Annotated in this window: 21 protein-coding genes; 1 reads left to right on the top strand and 20 read right to left on the bottom strand. The window is 44.5% G+C overall.

The features are described 5' to 3' along the window. Positions 1–5: 5 nt before the first annotated feature. The 16 genes from gpr to KP625_RS01740 form a co-directional block, all read right to left on the bottom strand. Entirely contained in the window at positions 6–893 is an 888-nt protein-coding gene (gene gpr, locus KP625_RS01820) for a GPR endopeptidase (RefSeq protein ID WP_177970172.1), read from the bottom strand. 60 nt (positions 894–953) lie between these two features. Beyond that, positions 954–1469, bottom strand: coding sequence for a shikimate kinase (locus KP625_RS01815; RefSeq protein ID WP_177970171.1), 516 nt, complete (start codon positions 1467–1469; stop codon positions 954–956). A 105-nt stretch (positions 1470–1574) separates the two neighbouring features. Next, positions 1575–1775, bottom strand: a complete 201-nt coding sequence (locus tag KP625_RS01810) for a DUF6472 family protein (protein WP_177970170.1) — start codon at positions 1773–1775, stop codon at positions 1575–1577. Then, positions 1775–2050, bottom strand: coding sequence for an HAD-IA family hydrolase (locus tag KP625_RS01805; RefSeq protein WP_238298974.1), 276 nt, complete (start codon positions 2048–2050; stop codon positions 1775–1777). Before KP625_RS01805 ends, KP625_RS01810 begins: the two co-directional genes overlap by 1 nt. Before the next feature lie 304 nt (positions 2051–2354). Then, complete coding sequence (locus tag KP625_RS01800) at positions 2355–3650, bottom strand: IS30 family transposase (protein ID WP_238297905.1); 1296 nt, start codon at positions 3648–3650, stop codon at positions 2355–2357. Between the two features lie 155 nt (positions 3651–3805). Further along, positions 3806–4864, bottom strand: coding sequence for a thiamine phosphate synthase (gene thiE, locus KP625_RS13645; protein ID WP_370641387.1), 1059 nt, complete (start codon positions 4862–4864; stop codon positions 3806–3808). Between the two features lie 71 nt (positions 4865–4935). Next, positions 4936–5763: a bifunctional hydroxymethylpyrimidine kinase/phosphomethylpyrimidine kinase gene (gene thiD, locus KP625_RS01785; protein ID WP_177970168.1), complete on the bottom strand. Its 828-nt coding sequence runs from the start codon at positions 5761–5763 to the stop codon at positions 4936–4938. A 60-nt stretch (positions 5764–5823) separates the two neighbouring features. After that, positions 5824–6252 (bottom strand): 3-hydroxyacyl-ACP dehydratase FabZ, encoded by a 429-nt coding sequence (gene fabZ / locus KP625_RS01780; protein WP_118373356.1) that lies wholly within the window; start codon positions 6250–6252, stop codon positions 5824–5826. Between the two features lie 23 nt (positions 6253–6275). Further along, complete coding sequence (fabF, locus tag KP625_RS01775) at positions 6276–7514, bottom strand: beta-ketoacyl-ACP synthase II (RefSeq protein WP_238298973.1); 1239 nt, start codon at positions 7512–7514, stop codon at positions 6276–6278. Positions 7515–7523: 9 nt separating this feature from the next. After that, positions 7524–8267 carry a 3-oxoacyl-[acyl-carrier-protein] reductase gene (gene fabG / locus KP625_RS01770; RefSeq protein WP_238298972.1) on the bottom strand — a complete coding sequence of 248 codons (744 nt, stop codon included), beginning with the start codon at positions 8265–8267 and terminating at the stop codon, positions 7524–7526. A gap of 15 nt (positions 8268–8282) precedes the next feature. After that, entirely contained in the window at positions 8283–9227 is a 945-nt protein-coding gene (fabD, locus tag KP625_RS01765) for an ACP S-malonyltransferase (protein WP_177969619.1), read from the bottom strand. Positions 9228–9326: 99 nt separating this feature from the next. Further along, positions 9327–10262 (bottom strand): DUF561 domain-containing protein, encoded by a 936-nt coding sequence (locus KP625_RS01760; protein WP_177969620.1) that lies wholly within the window; start codon positions 10260–10262, stop codon positions 9327–9329. A 93-nt stretch (positions 10263–10355) separates the two neighbouring features. Then, the gene (locus KP625_RS01755) at positions 10356–11297 is read right to left on the bottom strand and encodes a beta-ketoacyl-ACP synthase III (protein WP_178017164.1); all 942 of its coding nucleotides are present in this window, start codon (positions 11295–11297) and stop codon (positions 10356–10358) included. A 46-nt stretch (positions 11298–11343) separates the two neighbouring features. After that, positions 11344–12285, bottom strand: a complete 942-nt coding sequence (locus tag KP625_RS01750) for an acetyl-CoA carboxylase carboxyltransferase subunit alpha (protein WP_238298970.1) — start codon at positions 12283–12285, stop codon at positions 11344–11346. A gap of 2 nt (positions 12286–12287) precedes the next feature. After that, positions 12288–13208 (bottom strand): acetyl-CoA carboxylase, carboxyltransferase subunit beta, encoded by a 921-nt coding sequence (accD, locus tag KP625_RS01745; protein ID WP_238298968.1) that lies wholly within the window; start codon positions 13206–13208, stop codon positions 12288–12290. A 54-nt stretch (positions 13209–13262) separates the two neighbouring features. Beyond that, positions 13263–13868: a ribonuclease H1 domain-containing protein gene (locus KP625_RS01740; protein ID WP_238298966.1), complete on the bottom strand. Its 606-nt coding sequence runs from the start codon at positions 13866–13868 to the stop codon at positions 13263–13265. A gap of 193 nt (positions 13869–14061) precedes the next feature. Here KP625_RS01740 and KP625_RS01735 point away from each other — a divergent pair, with 193 nt between their 5' ends. Then, the gene (locus KP625_RS01735; RefSeq protein WP_238298964.1) at positions 14062–15423 is read left to right on the top strand and encodes an MATE family efflux transporter; all 1362 of its coding nucleotides are present in this window, start codon (positions 14062–14064) and stop codon (positions 15421–15423) included. A gap of 191 nt (positions 15424–15614) precedes the next feature. Here KP625_RS01735 and KP625_RS01730 read toward each other — a convergent pair whose 3' ends face one another. The 4 genes from KP625_RS01730 to KP625_RS01715 all read right to left on the bottom strand — a co-directional run bounded on the left by KP625_RS01730 (position 15615) and on the right by KP625_RS01715 (position 22015). Continuing rightward, entirely contained in the window at positions 15615–18146 is a 2532-nt protein-coding gene (locus KP625_RS01730; protein ID WP_238298962.1) for a tubulin-like doman-containing protein, read from the bottom strand. Between the two features lie 79 nt (positions 18147–18225). Beyond that, entirely contained in the window at positions 18226–19821 is a 1596-nt protein-coding gene (locus tag KP625_RS01725; protein ID WP_238298960.1) for a peptide chain release factor 3, read from the bottom strand. Positions 19822–19884: 63 nt separating this feature from the next. Next, positions 19885–21003: an ABC transporter ATP-binding protein gene (locus tag KP625_RS01720; RefSeq protein WP_238298958.1), complete on the bottom strand. Its 1119-nt coding sequence runs from the start codon at positions 21001–21003 to the stop codon at positions 19885–19887. Then, positions 20987–22015 (bottom strand): FecCD family ABC transporter permease, encoded by a 1029-nt coding sequence (locus KP625_RS01715; RefSeq protein WP_238298957.1) that lies wholly within the window; start codon positions 22013–22015, stop codon positions 20987–20989. Before KP625_RS01715 ends, KP625_RS01720 begins: the two co-directional genes overlap by 17 nt. Positions 22016–22061: the final 46 nt, after the last annotated feature.

Below are 22061 nucleotides of genomic sequence, written 5' to 3'. Positions count from 1 at the left end.
ATGTATTATGTTAGAAACCGGTTGATTGCCTCTGAGATCGTATAGCTGACACGCCTAATTAATTCATCAATATTTTTCGGAGTCACAAACATGGATGATACCGCCGGTGTCTGAACAAACTCCCCTATTTCTTTTTCGTACTGACGAAGTACGGATAATGGTAGTTTTTCTAACAATCCCTCGACTGCATGGCTGATCATAGCCGGCATGGAAATAACTGTTGGCACACCGATTGCAACAACCGGAACTCCCAAAGTCTCTTCATTTAACGATAACCGACGATTTCCAACTCCTGCCCCCGGTGTGATTCCGGTATCGCATACCTGTATCGTTGTATTCAATCGTTCCGCTTCCCGTGCTGCTAGCGCATCAATACATATCACCACATCCGGATCCACTTCACTGCATAGTGATTGTATGATCGTGCTTGTTTCAATTCCTGTCTGTGCCATTACCCCAGGGCAAAGTGCAGAAATCTCCATAGAATTATAAACAACACCTTCCCGTAACAGATGTCTCGTAATATATAAATGATCCACAACACTTGGTCCAAGTGCATCCGGTGTAATATTCCGATTTCCTAGCCCAATCACAAAAACACGTTTTGCTCCCTTCAGCAATTCCCGTAATACCTCATGCAATGCGAGTACGCATGGCATATGAATATCTTCATCATCCGAACTCAACCGATTGCTCTCCAACGTAATATAATTACCAATCGGTTTTCCTAATCGTTTTGCACCTTCCTGATTCAAAACGCGAATATGTGTTTTGATCAGATTATACTCTGTATCTTCATATGTCTGCACACTGACACCTGCAATATCATTTTTCTCAGAAATATCATCTTTTAATTCCAACGCAAGGTCGGTTCTCACATAATTTTCAAGCATAAAAAATACTACTCCTTTCCGAAGTAGTATTTCCCGAAATGTTTTTTTTATGTGTATGTACTAACATGCATGCACCGGATTATCCACCATCACCTTAATCGCCTGTACACACTCTTCCATTGTCTTTCCATCGCAAGGAATTGTGAGCTGCGCATATTTCTCATAATATGGTTTGCGCTCTGCATACAGATCTGCCAGTGTCTTTCCCGGCTTCATCGCGATACCACGTGTTGAAATATTGTTGACACGCCGGATGATCTCCTCGCAGCTTACATCAAGATATACGATCAACCCCTGCTTACCTAAATGATTCATAGCCTCTTCCGAGAAAATCGCACTTCCGCCGGTTGCAATGACAGATGCTTCCGTGTTGATATCCCGCAATACCTGATTTTCTATAGATAAAAATTCATCGATGCCTTTCTCATTGATAATATCAACCAATGTTTTTCCTTCCTGTCTCTGGATCAACAGGTCTCCATCAATAAAATGATAATTGATTGCTTTGGCAAGCAGTACGCCGATCGTGCTTTTTCCGCTTCCCGGCATACCGATCAATACTATATTTTTCTTCATCTTGTTTTTCCTTTCACTTTCATTAGAATAATAACGATTTATCCGGCAAATAAATAAGCAGCTCTGCCTTCAAGCAGTCTCGCTGCTTATTTGCTTGCCTGAATATCACATCTGGTGACGTACTACCCTATACTCGTCACCGTTCTTATAATATGGGCAGGTGTAATGGCTGTCCCCATACAACCGTGCAATCTCATCCTCATCCATGCTCACGTCACAGACATACTCCTCATATTCATCGTCATAGATCAGATATGCACATGTATCACAACTTGTCTGTATCTCTGTTTTTTTCTTTTTATCCATTATTCAAGCACCACCTGTTCATCTGTAATCCGGCAGATCTCTTCCCAGCTGTCCTTTGCCACATCATCATAAACCGCAACCGTCACGAATCCGGCTTTCTTCGTTGTATACATAGCCCGCAGGCTGTCCTCAAATATCACACACTTTTCCGGAGCAATCTGCATATTCGCACAGGCAAGCTCATATACTGCCGGTGATTCCTTACTCGCTCCTGCCATCGTACAGCTGACAATCGTATCAACATCCGCCATAAGTCCGGTCCGTTCTAGTACCATCTCACTTAAATGAATGGTGAAATGTAGAACGAGAGTCCCGTTTGTAACGCAAGAGTCCCTCTTTGTAAATGAAAATCTCATTTTGTAAACGAGATTCCCACTTTGTAAACGAAAATCCCGTTTTGTAAGCGAATTTCCCGGATTTTCATTTGTACATTGACATGTTATAATATGTTCAGCAATAAATTTGCACACGACAATAAGAGATCAATTCCCGCTCGAAATTTTTGTATTCGGAGAATCCATCCCTGTTTTGAAGTCATTCTGCTGTCTTTGTTCTGGCGGCACTTTGCAAATTTATCTGTTACTTTTTGAGAAGTTTAGGCTTTAAGATGATGTTTTCGGCGGCAACCGGTTTACATCCAAGTTTCTTAAGTATATCTTCTCCGTAATAAAAGCTGAACGTTTCGTATGGGCTACGGTTGTTCAGCTTTTTTCTTTTATAAGAATTGATATGATCCATCATCAGAAAAATATCCTTCTGTGTCAAATCATCAAAGCTGCTTCCCTTTGGCAGGATACGACGTATCAGCTCATGATTCACTTCACAGGCTCCCTTTTGGTAAGGTGCACTTGGATCGCAGTAAAATACATTCGTTCTGCTGCATGGAATCGTATCTCGTTTTTCAATTGCTTTTGGATTTGAAAACTCACTTCCATTATCCGTAAGAATAACCGGAAACAACCGTGAAAAATCTTCATTTCCAAGGACTTTATCCAACAGATTTATAATCTGTATGACAGATGCTGAAGTATTTGAATCTCGCAGAAATGCAAGCATTAAACTTGTTTCAACGAAATGTATAGTAAGCAGGCATTTGCCTCCCACACGTCCGATAACACTATCCATCTGTACAACAGCAGACTCCGGCTTTGCTTCAAGAAACTTCTGGAAATCAGTATAGCTTCTACCAATACGACATCCTCTGTCTACCTTGAATTCAGGCTGTTTGTATCGCGGGCGATACTTTACTTTACGAGGCAGATCAATGTTACGGATATCAAAAAGCTGGGCATCAACATAGTTATACAATGTTTTTTCACTGCACATGATTTCATCAACATGCTCTATATAAATCTGATGAAGAGACTGTCCATTTTTAACCAAGGGGCTGATGATTCCGTTGATTCTTGCTATATCATCCTCATTGGATAAAATACCTGTCCTGGATTCCGAAATAGACTGATGTGCCATTTCATGAGCATCTGCCGGGCCATAAATGCGTTTTAACAAGGTACATTGGGGAAGCTGGCTACAACCATTACATACATATGGAGGTTTGGTTTTAACGGAGCAGATATCCTCTGCAAAATCCGGACAATGTAATGTACACTCGGAACACAGACTGCATTTATACGCTGATTGATGCGTACAACTGTTTCCGCACAGCTTTTTAGCTTTGCATGTACTGCGATGTTTACATGGATTGTAAGGATATCCTGGGCGACCACTTTTCTTATCATAGGAATGCTTTTTTATTTCCTTTGCAATCGTGGTACGATCCTTGCCTAACTTCTTTCCTATAACTCCAAAAGAGACATTCTCCTGAAGGAGTTGTGCAATAACTAATCGATCTTCATATGTTAAAAACTTTGACATGGTAGCTCCTTTCCAGCCGCCAGAAATCAAAGCATAACAAAAAAGAGACCAACAATCCAGTCAGTCTCTTGAATTTGTAAAGGAAAATCCATACCCTTCCTTTACACTTATTACTATTAACTTTTAAAGAAGTCTGAGATGGCGGGTATGGAATCTCAGATTACAATTGACGCACTTAAATGAATCTCGTTTGCCGTTGCAACCGCCACCTTATAGCCATCCCGTTTCATCCACTTAACAAGTTCACGGGCATATGGCTTTAGGGGAATCGTATCCCTGTATTCCTCTATTACCATATTCTGGAAATCATCAAAGATTTCCTCTGCGGTCTTCGGAATATCAAACCGTTCTTTAATAAAATGCGCCGCCTGAATAAGTGTCATCGTTGCCACCTGGTGATGGAACTCCGTATCCGGGCAGATACCATATCGACCGATATATTCCACATCCAGCGTCCGCCACATCGGCATACTGTCAATCAGTGTTCCGTCCATATCAAAAAGCACACCCTTCTTCCCTTGTAAGAGTGGTGTCAGTTTCTTGTATAAAACATCAAACTGTTCTGTCTTGGCAAGCATCTCCTGCACTTGTGCCTTAAGCGCTTTGGTCGCTGTCTCAATCTCTTCCTGTGCGAAGATTGCGGATACCACCGCGACACCTGCCACGTCACAGCCAACTAATTGATCGATATTCTCCGCACTGACACCTCCGATTGCCACAACCGGAATCTGCACAGCACGACAGATGTCCCGCAACGTCTTCAAAGGGAGTGCTGTTACATTCCTCTTTGTCGTTGTCACAAATACTGAACCGGAGCCAAGGTAATCGGCACCCTGTCTTTCGGCAAGCAGCGCTTCCTCTACATTGTGTGCGGATACACCGATGATTGCCGCATCTCCAAGGATAGCACGCGCCTCTTCTACCTGCATATCGCCCTGTCCCAAATGTACGCCATCTGCCTGACAGGCTTTTGCGAGTGCCACATTATCGTTGATAATAAGCGGAACACCATATCTCTGCGTCAGTTTCTTAATCTCCGTTGCCTCTGCAAGAAATGCATCTTCGGAAAGTTCCTTTTCCCGCAGCTGCACAATCGTTGCTCCACCCCTGATTGCCGCTTCCACAGCATCATACAGGGTTGCATATCGTTCTTTTCTGATTGATTTTGTATCTGTTACAGCATAGACCTGTAACTGTTCTTTTTTTATCTTCATATTCTGTTTATTCTCCAGATTTTAACCTGACTTTTCTCTTTTATTCTCATGTCATTTTGGGGCAAAACAATCTATATGGAGCAGATGATTTCCTGTATCTGCCATCCATGGTCGATTGGTCCACTCCCTCTGCCAAGATCAAGGTCCGACGAAAGCGCTCCACTAAGATAACTTTTTGCATGACCGATACTCTGCGCAACCGAATATCCTTTTGCTAGTCCACATGCAATCGCAGAGGATAAGGTACATCCGGTTCCATGTGTATTTGGATTGTCGATGCGTAAACCATGAAACCAGACCACTTCTTTTCCAACTAACACATCACTGGCATCTTCAACTGCATGTCCACCCTTGATCAGCACCTGCGAATGAAATCTGTCATACAGACATCTTCCCGCCTGTTCCATATCCGATTTGGACTGAATCGGCATTCCGGTAAGCAGCTCTGCTTCCGGGATATTCGGTGTAATCAGTGTAGCAAGCGGAAGAAGTCTTTCTGTCAGACAGGAAATCGCATCCTCCTTTAACAACCGGCTTCCGCTTGTTGCAACCATCACCGGGTCCACAACAATATTTTCTGCATGCCAATCATTCATTGCTTCTGCAATCGTTTTTATCAGGGTTTTATCCGATACCATGCCAATCTTCACAGCTTTCGGCGGAATATCCAAAAACACTGCATCAATCTGTTTCCGCAGGAACTCCGGTGTCACATCCATAATACCGGCCACTCCCATCGTGTTTTGCGCAGTCAATGCAGTGATGACTGACATACCATAGCAGTCATTTGCAAGCATCGTTTTAAGATCTGCCTGTATGCCGGCGCCACCGGAACAATCTGAACCTGCAACAGAAAGCACCGGAACAAGACTCCGATTCGTTAATTTCTTTTCTCCCATCTATTATTTTACTCCTTAAAAAATAGAGCTGTCTGTGACAGCCCTATTATTATACACGCTTTATGCGCCTACGACAAATGTAAGTTCTGCCGTTACTGCAACTTTTCCATCTACCTTTGCGACAGCCTTTCCGGAACCAATCGGTCCCTTCTGGTCTATAATCTCACATTCCATCTCGATTACATCGCCTGGTGTAATCTGTTTCTTGAATCTCGCATTCTTTATACCACCGAAAAATGCGGTCTTTCCTTTGTGTTCTTCCTCAGATAAAATCGCAATCGCACCAACCTGTGCGAGTGCCTCAATCACGAGTACGCCCGGCATAACATGCTGTGTTGGAAAATGTCCCAGAAACTGCATCTCATTCACGGATACGCATTTCACACCCTTCGCCCATTTGCCCGGTTCAAAATCCGTGATTCGGTCAACTAACTGGAACGGATAACGATGTGGCAAAATCTCCTGTATCTGATTTGAATTTAATTCCATCTTCTTCTCCTTTGTCCTGCAATCTACGCCTCAAACTTCTTCAGCAGAATACTTGCGTTGTGTCCACCAAATCCAAGAGAGTTTGAAAGTGCATATTCTACCTGTACGTTTCTGCCTTCATTTGGAACGATATCCAGATCACATTCTTCATCCGGCACCTGATAGTTAATCGTTGCAGGAATAAATCCATCATGCAATGCAAGAGTTGTAATAACCGCTTCTACCGCGCCACTACCGCCAAGCAGATGTCCGGTCATAGACTTTGTAGAGCTTACCATCAGCTTATATGCATGCTCACCAAATGTTGTCTTGATTGCCATCGTCTCACCGGCATCATTTAAGTGTGTGGATGTACCATGTGCATTGATATAGCCAACCTGCTCCGGCTTGATTCCTGCATCCTTTACTGCCATTGCCATACACGCTGCTCCGCCTGCTCCATCCGGACATGGTGCTGTGATATGGTATGCATCACACGTTGCGCCATATCCAACGACCTCACCATAGATCTGGGCACCACGTGCCTTTGCATGCTCATACTCCTCCAATACAAGTGCACCTGCACCTTCACCCATAACAAAACCTGCCCGTTCCTTATCAAACGGAATCGAAGCACGGTTCTTATCGGTTGTAGTATTCAATGCCTGCATAGCTGTAAATCCACCGATTGCCATATCCGTGATTGCTGCCTCAGAACCGCCACAGATCATGACATCTGCATATCCATCACGAATATAATGGAAGCTGTCACCAACTGCATTATTGCCGGATGCACAGGCAGTTACAACGCAAGTACAGATACCTTTAAATCCAAAACGGATTGCGATATTTCCGGCACCCATGTTCGCGATTGTCATCGGAATATAGAATGGGGAGATCTTGTCGAAACCACGTCTCTCGCCAGTCTGGTAGTTTTTCTCTGTGACTTCCATGCCACCGATACCGCTGGAGAAGATGACTCCACAACGTTCCGCATCTTCCTTCTCCATATCCAGTCCGCTCTGTTTAAATGCCTCATCCGCCGCAACAACAGCGTACTGCGCATAGCGGTCCATACGTCTGGCATCCTTCTTGTCAATTACGGCTGTTACATCCAGATCCTTTACCTCTCCGGCAAGCTTCACTGCATGGTTTGTCGTATCAATTCTTGTAATCTCATCAATTCCGCAGACACCTTTTTTTACATTTTCCCATGTGGTCTCTACGTTATTTCCCAAAGGGTTTACAGTTCCTAAACCTGTAATCACAACTCTTCTGCTCATTTTTCCCTCCTACATTGCCATACCGCCATCTACACAGATGACCTGACCGGTAATATAACTTGCATCATCACTTGCTAAAAACCGGACAAGATTTGCAACATCTTCTACCTTGCCAAGCTTCTTCATCGGAATACTCTTTAAGTTCTCTTCCACGACCGTCTCCGGAAGCTTTGCTGTCATATCTGTCTCAATAAATCCCGGTGCCACCGCATTTACGGTGATGCCACGAGAACCGATCTCCTTCGCAACAGATTTTGTCATACCGATCAAACCTGCCTTGCTGGATGCGTAGTTCACCTGTCCGGCATTTCCACGGACACCGACCACGCTGCTGATGTTGATGATATGTCCGCGCTTCTGCTTGAGCATAATCTTAGATACATGCTTGATGCACAAAAATGCACCCTTTAAGTTCGTATCAATGACCTGCTCGAAATCTTCCTCTGTCATTTTCAACATCAGGTTATCCTTCGTGATACCTGCGTTGTTCACTAAGATATCAATACTTCCGTATTCTTCCTTCACCTTTGCAACAAGTGCCTGTACGTCTTCATTATTTGCAACATCTGCATGAATCGCAGATGCCTTTACACCATATGCCTCGCACTGTTTTACCGTCTCTTCCGCACCGGCTGCGCCATGTGCATAACACGTTACAACATTGGCACCTGCCTGTGCAAGTGCAACACAGATTGCACGTCCGATTCCACGGCTGCCGCCTGTGACAATGGCTGTTTTATTCTCTAATGTCATAGATTCCCTCCAATTTTACTTCCCAAGTGCTTCAAGTACCGCATTTAATGAATCAATATCTTCTACAGAATACGTAGCAAAGCTGCGGTCGATCTTCTTCACGAATCCGGAAAGCGTCTTTCCCGGACCAACCTCGATGAAAGTGTCGACACCCTGCTCAATCATATACTTGATAGAATCCTCAAAATATACACTGCTCTGTACCTGTGTCTCAAGCATCTGAGGAATTGTCTTATCTGCTGCAAGCTCCTTACCGGTTGCATTAAACAGTACCGGGAACTTCATCTCTCCGAAATGCTCGTTCTTAAAACGCTCCGCAAGTTTATCCCCCGCCGGCTTCATCAAGGATGTATGGAATGGTCCGCTGACTGCGATAGGCACGATTCTTCTTGCACCCTTCTCCATCATCAGCTCTCCGGCTCTTGTGATAACCGGTGTATCACCGGATACAGTTACCTGAACCGGTGTGTTATAGTTTGCAACCTCAGCGATATGGAACTCGCTGTCTGCAAATTCTTCCTCAGCCTGCTTGCAGCATGCCTTAATAGTATCACGGTCGAGACTCATAACAGCGATCATACCGGTATCTCTACCGGTAACTGCCTCTTCCATCGCTTTACCACGGTATGCAACAAGATTGATTACCTGCTGTTCCTCGAATACACCTGCCGCATAGAGTGCAGAATACTCACCAAGCGAAAGTCCGGCTGCAATCTCCGGTACGATGCCCTTTGCTGCAAGAATCTTTGTCACGCCAACCGCAAAGGCTACCATACATGGCTGTGTGTATCTTGTCTGTCCAAGCTTCTCGATTGGACCGTCAAAACAACACTCCTTCACATCAAAATCCAGCTTTACATTGTCAAATACTTCGCGGAACTCCGGATATGCCTCATAGAGATCTTTTCCCATTCCGACATGTTGTGCACCCTGGCCAGCATATAAAAAACCGATTTTCATAATTTCCTCCTACTTATCTTTCACAATTCTGACTAATTCAGATTCATATTTTATAAGATCGTGCGGGACATAACATTTGTCCCTCTTTTCATATTTTTATTAGATTCCCTCCTTTGCAAGCTTTGCAAGCTCTGCAAGAGAATCCTCGTACAATCCCTTCAGAATCTCAGCTACCGGCTTGATCTCCTTTACAAGACCGCACACCTGACCAGCCATCAGGGAACCATTCTTTGTATCGCCATCTAAGACAGCCTTACGGAGAGAACCAAGAGTAAGCTGTTCTAACTCTTCTCTAGGAACGCCCTTGCCTTCCATCTTCAGATATTCCCGTGCCATCTGGTTTTTGATTACACGTACCGGTGCTCCACTGGATCTACCGGTCACTGCTGTTCCGTTATCTTTTGCTTTGATGACTGCTTCCTTGTAGTTGATATGAATTGGACACTCTTCACTGGCAAGCAGCACGGTTCCGATCTGTACACCGATTGCACCAAGCGCAAATGCTGCAACCATGCCTCTGCCATCTGCGATACCACCGGCTGCAATAACCGGGATATTGACTGCATCAACAACCATCGGTACAAGTGTCATTGTTGTCATCTCACCGACATGTCCGCCACTCTCGCCGCCTTCCGCAATCAGGGCATCTACACCCATACGCTCCATACGCTTTGCAAGAGCCACGCCGCTGACAACTGGAATCACCTTTGTGCCAACCGCTTTCCAGTCAGCCACATATTTCTCCGGGCTTCCGGCTCCGGTTGTGATCACATCTACCTTCTCCTCGACCAACATCTTCGCGATATTGTCGACATCCGGATTCATCAGCATCAGATTTACACCGAACGGCTTATCTGTCAAAGCACGGCACTTCTTAATCTCCTCACGGATACGCTCTGCGTCAAATCCACCGGATGCAATCAGTCCGAGTCCACCGGCATTGCTGACAGCGGCCGCAAACTCGCCAAGTGCGATATTCGCCATTCCACCCTGAATAATCGGATACTTGATTCCAAGGAATTCATTTAATCTCATCTTTATCCTCCTCACACTATGCCCAATTTTCTATTTCATAATTGTGCTACGCATAAGCACAGTAGCTTCTATAATTGATCTGAACAAATTTTATCAAAATTCCAGATACGCACCGCCCCAGGTAAGGCCGCCGCCAAATCCTACGCAGATCATCTTCATGCCCGGTTTGATCATGCCCTTCTGGTTCATCTCGGAAAGTGCGATTGGAATACTTGCAGAACTTGTATTTCCATACTCATCCAGATTGATATAGAACTTGTCCATGCTCTGTTTACATTTCTTTGCCACAGACTCAATGATACGCTTATTCGCCTGATGACAGACATACAGATCAATATCATCCGCTGTCACACCAGCCTTATCTAAAAGCTGCATGACGGTCTTTGGAACTGTGCTGACTGCAAACTTAAATACTTCACTTCCAAGCATGCTGACATGACGAGGCTGTAAATCCTCGTTGCTGCACTCAAGGACAGAATCATCCCCCTTTGCGCCAAGAATTCCGAAATACCGGTGTGTATCCGAAAGCTCAACAACGGCAGCACCCGCACCATCTCCAAACAGAATACAAGTACTTCTGTCATTCATATCAAGAATCTTGGATAAGGTCTCACTACCGATAACCACGCCATATTTCTTGTCACTCTGAAGCAACATACCTCTTGCAATCTGTACACCATACATAAATCCCGAGCATGCTGCATTGATATCAAAACAAGGAATATCCTGCGGAAGTTCTAATTCCTTTTGTACCATACATGCCATCGAAGGTGTCATATGATCCGGACGAATCGTCGCTACAATCACAACACCGATCTCAGACTTGTCAATGCCTGCATCCTCGATTGCCATCTTTGCAGCAGCAATCGCCATATCCTGATTCTTCTCTTCGGTAATAAAATGTCTTCTGCGGATACCGGTACGGCTGGAGATCCACTCATCATTTGTATCTACAATCTTACTTAAATCATCATTTGTCACTACGTGTTCCGGGGCATAATGTCCCATACCTACAATATGTAAGCCTTCTTTCATCTTTTTTTCCTCTTACTCTCTGTCACTCTCTTTCTGCAGATTTCTCTTAGATTACATGCAGATATTTATTGTCGATCGTTCTGAATTTCTTATAACGATGCTTCGCAACTTCATCCGGGTTCATCTTGATGTATTTGTCAAGCTCTTTCTTGATTGCACGATCAGTTGCCTTGAATACAACCTTATGATTCAGATGTGCACCGCCGATTGGCTCCGGAATGATATCATCGATTACGCCGAACTCCTTCAGATCCTGTGCAGTAAGCTTCATCATCTCCGCAGCTTCCTCGCTCCGCGAAGAATCTTTCCACAGAATCGAAGCATAACCTTCCGGGGAAAGAATGGAATACACCGCATTTTCAAGCATCAACACACTGTTTGCCACACCGATGGCAAGCGCACCGCCGGAGCTTCCCTCTCCAGTTACAACTGCGATTACCGGCACCTTCAGTGCACTCATCTTCGCAAGATTTACTGCAATGGCACTACCCTGTCCATTGTTCTCTGCTTCTAATCCCGGATACGCACCCGGTGTATCGATAAATGTAATGATTGGTCTTCCAAACTTCTCTGCCTGTTTCATCAGACGCAGTGCCTTGCGGTACCCTTCCGGTCCCGGCATACCGAAATTACATTTCATATTCTCTGCAAGATCATTTCCCTTACGATGTCCGATGACCGTCACAGGGATTCCATGATAGGTTGCAATACCTCCATAGATACTAGCATCCTCCTTGCCAAGTGCATCCCCTTTTTGCTCGAAGAAATCATCAAAAATTGCATCAACATACTCCGTGATCTTCGGACGTTTCTTATGACGCGCAAGATATACCTTGTCATGGCTGTTCAGATTTTTACACATATGTATCAGATCATGACGTTCCCGCTTGAGGACATATACCTTTGCCTCATCTACGAGATCACTTGACATGATCTCTTCGATTTCTTTATCGATTTCCGTAATTCTCTCATCTATCTCTTTAATCATGATTATCTTCCTTTCTTCGCATGCAAACGTAAAATATGGGAGATGACTTCCCGCATCTTGTCTCTCGGCACAATCTGATCTACAAATCCATGTGCCATCTGGAACTCCGAACGCTGAAACCCATCCGGAAGCTTCTGACCGATCGTCTGCTCGATTACACGCGGTCCGGCAAATCCGATCAAAGCATCCGGCTCTGCCAGTGTGATATCTCCTAATGTTGCGAAGCTGGCAGTTACGCCTCCGGTCGTCGGATGTGTCAGATAAGAAATATATAATCCACCATGTTCACTGAACTTCTCGATTGCCGCACTTGTCTTCGCCATCTGCATCAGGGATAAAATTCCCTCCTGCATACGGGCCCCGCCACTTGCGGTAAATATAATAAGCGGAAGATGTTTTTTGTCTGCATATTCCACCGCATTCGTAACTTTCTCACCGACAGCCATACCCATACTTCCCATCAGGAACTTGCTGCTCATGACAGCGATGACTGCTTCGTTTCCATCAATCTTACCAACGCCGGTATAGACTGCCTCTTCAAGTCCTGTCTTTTCCTGCAGACGCTCGATTTTCTCCTCATACTCCGGCATGTCTAACGGATTGGAAAATGCAACCTTACAGCGAAGCGGCTTAAACGTACCCGGATCTACCAGCAGACGCACACGCTTCTCTGCGGAAACCACATAATGATATCCACACGCGATACATACATTGTAGTTGTCCTTAATCGCAGACTTCTTGAATTCCTGCTTACACTTTGGACACACCGTTACTTCTTCCTCTGCAGTAACTGCTGTCTGCTCCGGTGCAGCCTCAGCTTCTTTTTTCGATGCGTCTTCTGCTACCTGTGTCTCTGTCTCAACCGCATTATTTCCTTCTGATTCATCTTTCTTCCGAAATAAATTACTCACCTGAAATTTCATCTTTCATCTCCACTTTTCTTTATCTTTTTATCTTTATTTAACCTCTCACACACACTATTCGGTGATACCAACTGCCTGTTTTGCCAGACGGTCTGCTTCTTCGTTTCCATCCACCCCGGAATGCCCTTTTACTTTTATAAATGTGATACGGATCTTGTCCCTCACCTGTTGCATATATTCATAATATGCAATCGTTCCGATCTTGTTCCGCTTCCAACCTCCGGTTGCCCACATCTCGATTCCAAGATAATCATAATAAATTGCCAATTCTGGTAATCCTTTTTCCACTGCAAGCTTCACTGCCGCCATCGCACCCAGTATCTCACCTGCCACATTCCGCATGGATGCCATCTCTGAATCATTGCCATGTCCCTGTAAGACATACCGCATGCCATGATCCATCAGAAATCCACCATACCCATATACCTGTGTGGCACTGTTGAAAGAACCATCCACAAATGCATATGCGATATTCACATCGGTATTCTTTGATTCTTCCTTCACACATTCTCCGCCTACAAATGCCTCCGCTTCCCGTCTTGTCGGAAAGCTCTTATAGATTGCTCCCGGAAACCCTTTCACAAGCGGTTCGCAGGCAGACCATGTTTCATATACTCCCGGTCGAACACCTCTTTTCACAGCATAAAATTTCTTTGCCATTTTGTTACCTTTCTGACCTATAGTTATTCACAGTCTTTAATATTATAGTACATTTTCATAATAAATGCACATATTTTTTACTATGCACGAAAAAAAATGCACAAATTCAATCTTTTCATTGAATCTCGTTTATCCATATGTTAGCATATGTATTTGACTATTAAAATAAATACAAAGACTAAGGAGAACGATTATGCAACAGAATACAACTGACATTTTCAGGGATGCTCCGGTTCCAAAAGCCGTGTTAAACAATGTCATCCCTTCGATCATCAGCATGATTATGGTTCTGATTTATAATCTCGCTGATACATTTTTTATTGGACAGACAAAAAATGCACTGATGGTTGCGGCAGTGTCTGTCGCAACTCCTGCTTTCTTATTATTTATGGCTGTCGGCATGTTATTCGGTATCGGCGGAACATCTTTTATCTCACGTATGCTTGGAGAAGGGCAGGAAGATCGTGCGAAGCATGCCTCCGCGTTCTGCTTCTGGACAGGACTGGTTGTGGGTATTATATCCATGATTTTGATTGTAATTTTTGCAAAGCCGGTCTGCAAAGCAATCGGAGCAAGTGCAGATACAGTAGAATATGCAACCCAGTATCTCCGGATTGTCGCCATCGGAATCCCGTTTCTGATTATAAGTAACGCATTCAGTAATATCATTCGTTCCGAAGGACGTGCGAAAACCGCAATGTCCGGTATGATTATCGGAAATATGGCAAATGTAATATTAGATCCAATCATGATCTTACTTCTCGGCTGGAATGTTGCCGGTGCCGCGATTGCAACCGTCATCGGAAACATATTATCCGCGATGTTTTATGTATCACATCTTCTGTCAAAAAAATCGCAGTTATCGATTCGATTACAGGATTACAAAGCCGGAGATAACATTGCCGGTTCCGTATTTGCCATTGGTATTCCGGCATCGCTGAACAGCGTGCTTATGAGTGTCAGCAATATCTTCATCAACAATCTGATGGCTCACTATGGAGACATGGCAGTTGCCGGACTTGGTGTTGCCATGAAGGTTAACATGATCGTTGTCATGCTGTTAATCGGACTTGGAACCGGAATCCAGCCACTACTTGGCTACTGCTTCGGTGCCGGAAACCGGAAACGGTATTTTGCCGTACTGAAATTTTCAATTTTACTTGCATTTATATTAAGTGCCATTATGACGTGTGTCTGCTATTTCGGTGCAGACGGATTAGTCAGTGCTTTTCTGGAAGATGCTGACGCCTATGATTTTGGTTTCCGTTTCTCCCGGATTTACATTTTATCCGGTCCGATCCTTGGACAGTTATTTGTATTTATCAACGCAATCCAGTCCACAGGTGCTGCACTTCCTTCCCTGATTTTGTCGATCAGCCGGCAGGGGCTTTTATATCTGCCAATCCTGTTTATCATCAACGCAACGACGGATTCCGCCAGACTGCTTGCATTGGCACAGCCGGTTACGGATTACCTTGCTACCGCACTTGCGGTCATCCTGTTCGTAATCACTTGCAGGAAATATTTTCCAAAGAGTAAGGCTTCTATACAATAGCAAAACAGAATAGTAAAACAACAGGATAATCCTTTTACAGACATGTAAACCACATACATTTAAGCAGAAAAAGGATGCTGCAATTTCTTACAAATTACAGCATCCTTTTTATTTATTCCGAAGATTCCGGTTCCCGTTACAGTTTTATAAAATGGACTCTTTAATTCTATGTCCATGCATCTATTCTATGTCTATGCAACACCCGGGAACTCTACCTTCATATCTTTATTTACTTCATCAATATGTAAGCCCAGATAGCTGTCCGGAACAACTTCATATGCTTTCCGCATATCATCAATACACGCAATCATCGAAAGCGGAACACCAATATACATATCATCCACAGAGATTGCCACATCACCGGCATTTAAAGAGATGTTACTGCGTTGTTCCTTATATGGTGGTGCTGTCAGAAGCTTCGTTACCGCCTCACTGAAGAACGGCATAATCGCAGGAAGGGAAATATACTTATGATTTGTGATATTTACCTTAAATCCAGGTTTTAGGATACACAACTTCTTCTTAGCTGTCTTCTCACTGGCTCCTTCCACAAATGCTTTTGCAGCACGATCCATAATCTCTGCCCGTGTCTCATTCGTCGGAGACACAAACATCATATTAAGTTCTGCCAGAGTCGGACGATTATCTGCAAATGCAACGGAAATCATCTTTTCCGGTGCATACATTCCCACACCAATCAGAATATTTTTATAGACACGCTCCATCTCCTGTTTTACAGGTACGATACGACCATTGTCAATATTTGCTTCATTGTCCGCAAGCAGCTTTACGATGCCCTTGTACAACTCATCAACTCGATCCTCTGTGATATAATCAGATGGCAGATATTCCTGTTGCTTCGCATCTTTTAATAAGAATCCGGTAATCCGCTTTCCGTTTGCCGCCAGATCCTCTACTGCATTCTTCAGATCTTCGTTGAACTGTGCATACAGTTCTTCCAGTCGTTCTGCTTTTGCCCGCAAGAACCGGATAATATCTCCAAACATATCCTGATCACTCATACCCTCTATCAACATATTTCGCTGCAAAGTCAGACATTCCTTGACACACGCATCATAATATCCATTCTCTGTCTCACGCTTTGCCGATGGAAAGGTAAAGAAACGCTTTGCTACGATATCCTTGATTGATTCAATAATACGGCTATATTCCCCGGTCGGCTGATACTGTTTCATCAGTTCGGAAAGACGATCAATATCTGCAATCATACCACGGTCTTTCTCACTGCTTCCAATACCGCCACAGCCGATGATATCCATAACTGCATATGGTCCCTTTTTCTGCATAAACCACTCCAGCTCTGCATTTAACGTATCAAGCACATGATTCTTCAGGGACTTGATCATAATTGGAATACGATCCTTCATCGAAGTAAGCTGACGTCCCATGTTCTCACGAAGGCCATCCTGGTTCTTCTTAATCATCTTGTAAACAGGCTTTTCAAACTGCTTGATCGGGATGATTCCATTTACAGAAAGCATGATCTCATCGCCCGGTTTTCCAGACAGGAAAGCATCTAACTCTCCAAACACCTTCTGTCTGGCTTCCTTTGCCTGCGGATCATCCTCTGCAAGTTCATGAAGCTTCTTATATGCCTCAGTGAAAATCTCATATTCACAAATATTTTCAATCTGTTTGATAGGAATCCTATAATCGGATTCATTAATGATCTTATAATATCCCCGATCTTCCCCATCAAAGAATACATCTCGCAGCAATTTGCCCTTTTCACCACCGTCACCCTGTCCAACATGTTTGACGGAAGCAAGTTTTGTCAGGAAATAAGCTACATCACTGTAGATAACTCCATCCGGAATATAGCCCTGCTCATCCTTCTTACCCGATATAAGCAGACAGGCATCAAATATATTCTCACGGATTGTAAGCTTATGCGTTGTACTCTCAAATGTATATCGTTCGTCCTTATCCTTGCTTGTCAAACGCATATAGTAATCAATCTCTTTCAAGGTTGCATATCCATTTGCATTTAAGTTTGCAAGCAGATCCGGATTCGATACAATCTCCCTTTTACTGTAAAGTACATCCGGCATCAACAGGCAGGCTCCGACACGGATATCTTTCCATTTCTTAGAACGAATATACGCTCGGATATTGTAGGTTAAATCTGTCAGAATGCCGCCACTTGTACCTCCGGCTACACCAGATACGATAATGATATCCAGTTTTCCTGTTTTTGAACGGGTATGCGCCTCTTCAAGCTTATCAAATAACAGCATACGCATATCTTCATAAGCGTTTGAAAACATCAACCGTCCAATCTGACGATTCCCCTTTGCACCATCCGTATCAATGTTAATCTGTGGAAAATCTTCACGCATCCAGTTTGCAAGATTCGGATGCACCGGATTCTCTTTGATGCCCTTTACAAGAAGATTCTCCAGATTTGGACGATAGATACTGATAATCTCTGTTGCATTCAGACCAATCCCATCCCGGCTTGCCTCGATCATATTCTCCATTGCCGGAATATCCGAATCTACCATCAGATAATGAATATTATCTTCCGGTGTGATCTCTCCCATCAGCATACCCTTCATGTCACAGACGACCTGGCTTCCCATGCCTCCCAGCCCGATCACAAGCAGATCACCATTGTATCTCTGCTCGTTATCCAGCTTCTCGAAGATACGAATGTCCTTTAATTTTGTAAATTCCTCTTTTTGCGTGTCGATTAAAATCATGTTACCTTCTCCTTTTATATCAACGCTTCTCCCAATATTGATACAACTATTAACCCCGGATTCACAATTTATTGATTCTCTAGTTCTTACGGAATTCTTCTAATTCCAATCCTTCGTTATGCTCCAGCATCAGGCGGATAGACCATTCATTTGCAAACAGCAAAAGCGGATTGTCTTTCATATCCTTGACCTTCTTGCAGTCGCTGATTCTCGACAGCTTATTCAGATCCGTGGAAGGATCCTTTACCCATCGAATATAATTATATGGAAGCGGCTCTAAGCGGATGTCACATCCATATTCATTTTCCAGTCTGTATTTTAATACATCAAACTGCAGTACGCCAACTACACCAACGATAATCTCGGACATTCCAAGTGTATAATCCTGGAACATCTGGATTGCACCTTCCTGTGCAATCTGTGTAACACCCTTGATAAACTGCTTACGCTTCATCGAATCCAAGTGCACCAGTCTGCAGAAATGTTCCGGTGCAAAGGTCGGGATTCCCTCGTACTGAAATTTCTTTCCCGGTGTACATAATGTATCTCCGATAGAAAAAATCCCCGGATCGAATACGCCGATGACATCACCGGCATATGCTTCATCAATAACCTTACGATCCTGTGCCATGATCTGCTGTGGCTGGGATAAGCGGAGCTTTCTGCCACTCTGCACATGATAGACTTCCTTTGTCGCATCAAACTTACCGGAGCTGATCCGCATAAATGCGATACGATCGTGATGCGCCTTGTTCATGTTCGCCTGGATTTTGAACACGAAACCGGAAAATGGCTCTGTGATCGGATCAATCAACCCTGCATCCGACATACGCGGAAGCGGACTTTGTGTCATCTTCAGGAAATGCTCCAGAAATGTCTGCACACCAAAGGTTGTAAGCGCAGAACCGAAAAACACCGGAGATAACTCTCCCTTATCCACCAGCTCCTGATCGAACTCATCGCTTGCGCCATCCAAAAGCTCAATCTCATCCATCAGCTGTGCATAAAGCTCATCTCCGACTGCATCCTTTAAAGCCGGATCTTTCACATCATAATCGGTCTCTGCCGCCGACTTCGCACCACCGACAGACACCGCCTGAAACATCGATACTTTCTTTGTATCCCGGTCGTAAACACCCTTAAAACGCTTTCCGGCACCGATTGGCCAGTTGATCGGGCATGTCCGGATTCCAAGGACATTCTCAATCTCATCTAAAAGCTCAAACGAATCTCTTGATTCAAGATCCATCTTATTGATAAATGTAAAAATCGGAATATGACGCATCACACAAACCTTGAACAGCTTGATTGTCTGCGCCTCCACACCTTTTGATGCATCAATCACCATGACCGCAGAGTCTGCCGCCATCAAAGTACGGTAGGTATCCTCCGAGAAATCCTGGTGTCCCGGCGTATCCAGGATATTGATGCAATATCCGTCATAATTAAACTGCAGTACGGATGAGGTAACGGAAATACCTCTCTCCTTCTCAATCTCCATCCAATCGGAAACCGCATATTTGGAATTTGCTTTTCCCTTTACCGAACCGGCTGTATTGATTGCACCACCATAGAGCAGAAACTTCTCTGTCAGAGTTGTCTTACCGGCATCCGGGTGGGATATGATTGCAAATGTTCTTCTCTTCTTAATCTCTTCTTCTAATGATGCTCCCATCTGTTCCTCCACCTTTAAACTCACTTCATGTTATTATAGCATTTTAGAGATGGCTTTCAAAGTCTAATCTGAAAGATTTTTCAACTTATTTTGCTTTTTTGCATAAAAATACAGCTCCTGATTGTACGAATTGCACACACCAAACTCCGTACACGGACAATACACCGTCTCACAGGCATCGATCAACGCTTTTGCCTGTGCCATCATCGTATCCTCCGGCATCGTAAAGACTGGGATTTCCAATACCTTCTCGCAGAGCGCCTTCGCAACCGGATAGTCCCGGTCATGTACAGGTAAAATCCCAGCCGCACACGGGATGCCCTGCCGCTGCAGCTTCCGGTAAAGCGGGATTCCATATCCGCCCCCACCAATCACAAAGGTTCGAACCGCCCCCTTTTGCTTCGGGAACTCCACACTGCCATACGCCGCATCATAGACGCCATCCTGCATCGCATAAAGCTCCCGTATATATTCGGTTGTCATGACCTCTTCCGGTGTTCCGATCCGGTCAACGCGGTGTTCCTTCACACAGACAACACGGTCCGAGATCTTCTGAGCCAGGTCGATCTCATGCAGGGACATCACAACTGCCATCTGTCGTTTCCGCGCAAGTGTCCGAAGCAGCCACAGGAAATCTGTCTTATAGCGGATATCCAGATACGAGGTTGGTTCATCCAACACTAAAATCTCCGGTTCCTGACAGATTGCTCTTGCCAGCATCACACGCTGACGCTGTCCATCACTGATCCGTTCAAAATCCTGATCCCGAAGCGCTTCGACCTGCACCTGCCGCATCGCTTCTTCGATTTTTTCTTCATCTTCCTTTTGCAGCATCCCCATCTTCCCGGTATACGGATACCGGCCGGTCGCCACAACATCATAACAGGTATATCGTTCCGGGTGAATCCGCTCGGTCATCACGATTGCCATCTTCTTCGCCAGTTCCTTCAGTGCATAAGCAGACAGTTCTTTCCCATCAACGCTGACCGTTCCTGCAATCAAGGAAAGCTGCCGGATGATACTTTTCAGGATCGTCGATTTGCCGACGCCGTTTGGTCCAATCAGGGTCAGGATCTCTCCTTTTTTCACATGGAGATTCACATGATCTATGAGTGTGCGCTTCTGATAGCCTACACTTGCTTCTTCCGTTATCATATAATCATTATCACTGTGCATAGCCATGTCTTCGCCCCCTCTCCTTCACCATCATGTAGATCACAACCGGAGCTAAAAAGACCGCTGTCACAGAGCTAATGGATAGCTCAACCGGTGCAAATATTGTCCGTGCCAGCAAGTCGCACAGCACGCAGAACACACCACCGCCAAGAAAACTGACCGGTATCATCACGATCGGCTTTGTTGTTTTTACCATGCTCTTTACAAGATGCGGCACCGCGATTCCGACAAACGAAATCGGTCCCGCAAATGCCGTCACACAGGCGGATAATAAACTGGATAATAAAATCAGCATCACACGCAGTGGGCGGATGGATACACCGACATTTTGCGCATAGCTTTCTCCCATCTGATATGCCCCGATCGGCTTGGATAACAGAAACGAACCAGCTACAGCCACTACAATAACGATTGTCATGATCTCTACATGCGCCATGGATATTCCCGCGAAGCTGCCAAGTGACCAGTTATGCAGATTCACGATATTCGAATCATCTGCAAAGGTCACCGCAATATCCGTGATTGCCGAACAGATATAACCAATCATCACGCCACATACAACCAGCATAGACATCTCCTGCACCTTCTTCGACACTGCTAGTACGAAAAACATCGAAAGAAGCGATCCGATAAATGCCATCGCGATCATAAACCACGAACTCATTGTAATACCATTTGAGACGCCTACAATCATCGCAAGTGCAACAACCAACTTTGCCCCGGAAGAGATACCGAGCACAAACGGACCTGCAATCGGATTTCTAAAAAATGTCTGCAGCAAAAATCCCGATACCGCAAGTGCACCTCCTAAGATTGCTGCCGCAAGCACGCGTGGCAGACGGATCGACAGAATAATCTGCATCGCCTTCGCATCGGTTCCATGTCCGGTTAATACGGAGAATACCTGCCGCGGGGCGATCGATACGCTGCCGATATAAAGCGATAGCAGGATCGCACCGAGCAGCAGTGCAAATAATACGATATATGTAATTACAATATGTGTCTTTTTTGTCTTCATCTGTATTCCATTTTCAACTCATATAGTATATGTTCCATGCATCGAT

Origin of the sequence: Eubacterium sp. MSJ-33 (assembly GCF_022174665.1) — a bacterium.
Classification (GTDB): Bacteria; Bacillota; Clostridia; order Lachnospirales; family Lachnospiraceae; genus Coprococcus_C.
This window is presented reverse-complemented; position numbering and strand designations above follow the sequence as displayed.

What these genes read in the sequence shown, in the direction of transcription:
- gpr (WP_177970172.1), bottom strand. Translation starts at nt 893, where the DNA reads ATGCTTGAAAATTATGTGAGAACCGACCTTGCGTTGGAATTAAAAGAT.
- KP625_RS01815 (WP_177970171.1), bottom strand. Translation starts at nt 1,469, where the DNA reads ATGAAGAAAAATATAGTATTGATCGGTATGCCGGGAAGCGGAAAAAGC.
- KP625_RS01810 (WP_177970170.1), bottom strand. Translation starts at nt 1,775, where the DNA reads ATGGATAAAAAGAAAAAAACAGAGATACAGACAAGTTGTGATACATGT.
- KP625_RS01805 (WP_238298974.1), bottom strand. Translation starts at nt 2,050, where the DNA reads ATGGTACTAGAACGGACCGGACTTATGGCGGATGTTGATACGATTGTC.
- KP625_RS01800 (WP_238297905.1), bottom strand. Translation starts at nt 3,650, where the DNA reads ATGTCAAAGTTTTTAACATATGAAGATCGATTAGTTATTGCACAACTC.
- thiE (WP_370641387.1), bottom strand. Translation starts at nt 4,864, where the DNA reads ATGAAGATAAAAAAAGAACAGTTACAGGTCTATGCTGTAACAGATACA.
- thiD (WP_177970168.1), bottom strand. Translation starts at nt 5,763, where the DNA reads ATGGGAGAAAAGAAATTAACGAATCGGAGTCTTGTTCCGGTGCTTTCT.
- fabZ (WP_118373356.1), bottom strand. Translation starts at nt 6,252, where the DNA reads ATGGAATTAAATTCAAATCAGATACAGGAGATTTTGCCACATCGTTAT.
- fabF (WP_238298973.1), bottom strand. Translation starts at nt 7,514, where the DNA reads ATGAGCAGAAGAGTTGTGATTACAGGTTTAGGAACTGTAAACCCTTTG.
- fabG (WP_238298972.1), bottom strand. Translation starts at nt 8,267, where the DNA reads ATGACATTAGAGAATAAAACAGCCATTGTCACAGGCGGCAGCCGTGGA.
- fabD (WP_177969619.1), bottom strand. Translation starts at nt 9,227, where the DNA reads ATGAAAATCGGTTTTTTATATGCTGGCCAGGGTGCACAACATGTCGGA.
- KP625_RS01760 (WP_177969620.1), bottom strand. Translation starts at nt 10,262, where the DNA reads ATGAGATTAAATGAATTCCTTGGAATCAAGTATCCGATTATTCAGGGT.
- KP625_RS01755 (WP_178017164.1), bottom strand. Translation starts at nt 11,297, where the DNA reads ATGAAAGAAGGCTTACATATTGTAGGTATGGGACATTATGCCCCGGAA.
- KP625_RS01750 (WP_238298970.1), bottom strand. Translation starts at nt 12,285, where the DNA reads ATGATTAAAGAGATAGATGAGAGAATTACGGAAATCGATAAAGAAATC.
- accD (WP_238298968.1), bottom strand. Translation starts at nt 13,208, where the DNA reads ATGAAATTTCAGGTGAGTAATTTATTTCGGAAGAAAGATGAATCAGAA.
- KP625_RS01740 (WP_238298966.1), bottom strand. Translation starts at nt 13,868, where the DNA reads ATGGCAAAGAAATTTTATGCTGTGAAAAGAGGTGTTCGACCGGGAGTA.
- KP625_RS01735 (WP_238298964.1), top strand. Translation starts at nt 14,062, where the DNA reads ATGCAACAGAATACAACTGACATTTTCAGGGATGCTCCGGTTCCAAAA.
- KP625_RS01730 (WP_238298962.1), bottom strand. Translation starts at nt 18,146, where the DNA reads ATGATTTTAATCGACACGCAAAAAGAGGAATTTACAAAATTAAAGGAC.
- KP625_RS01725 (WP_238298960.1), bottom strand. Translation starts at nt 19,821, where the DNA reads ATGGGAGCATCATTAGAAGAAGAGATTAAGAAGAGAAGAACATTTGCA.
- KP625_RS01720 (WP_238298958.1), bottom strand. Translation starts at nt 21,003, where the DNA reads ATGGCTATGCACAGTGATAATGATTATATGATAACGGAAGAAGCAAGT.
- KP625_RS01715 (WP_238298957.1), bottom strand. Translation starts at nt 22,015, where the DNA reads ATGAAGACAAAAAAGACACATATTGTAATTACATATATCGTATTATTT.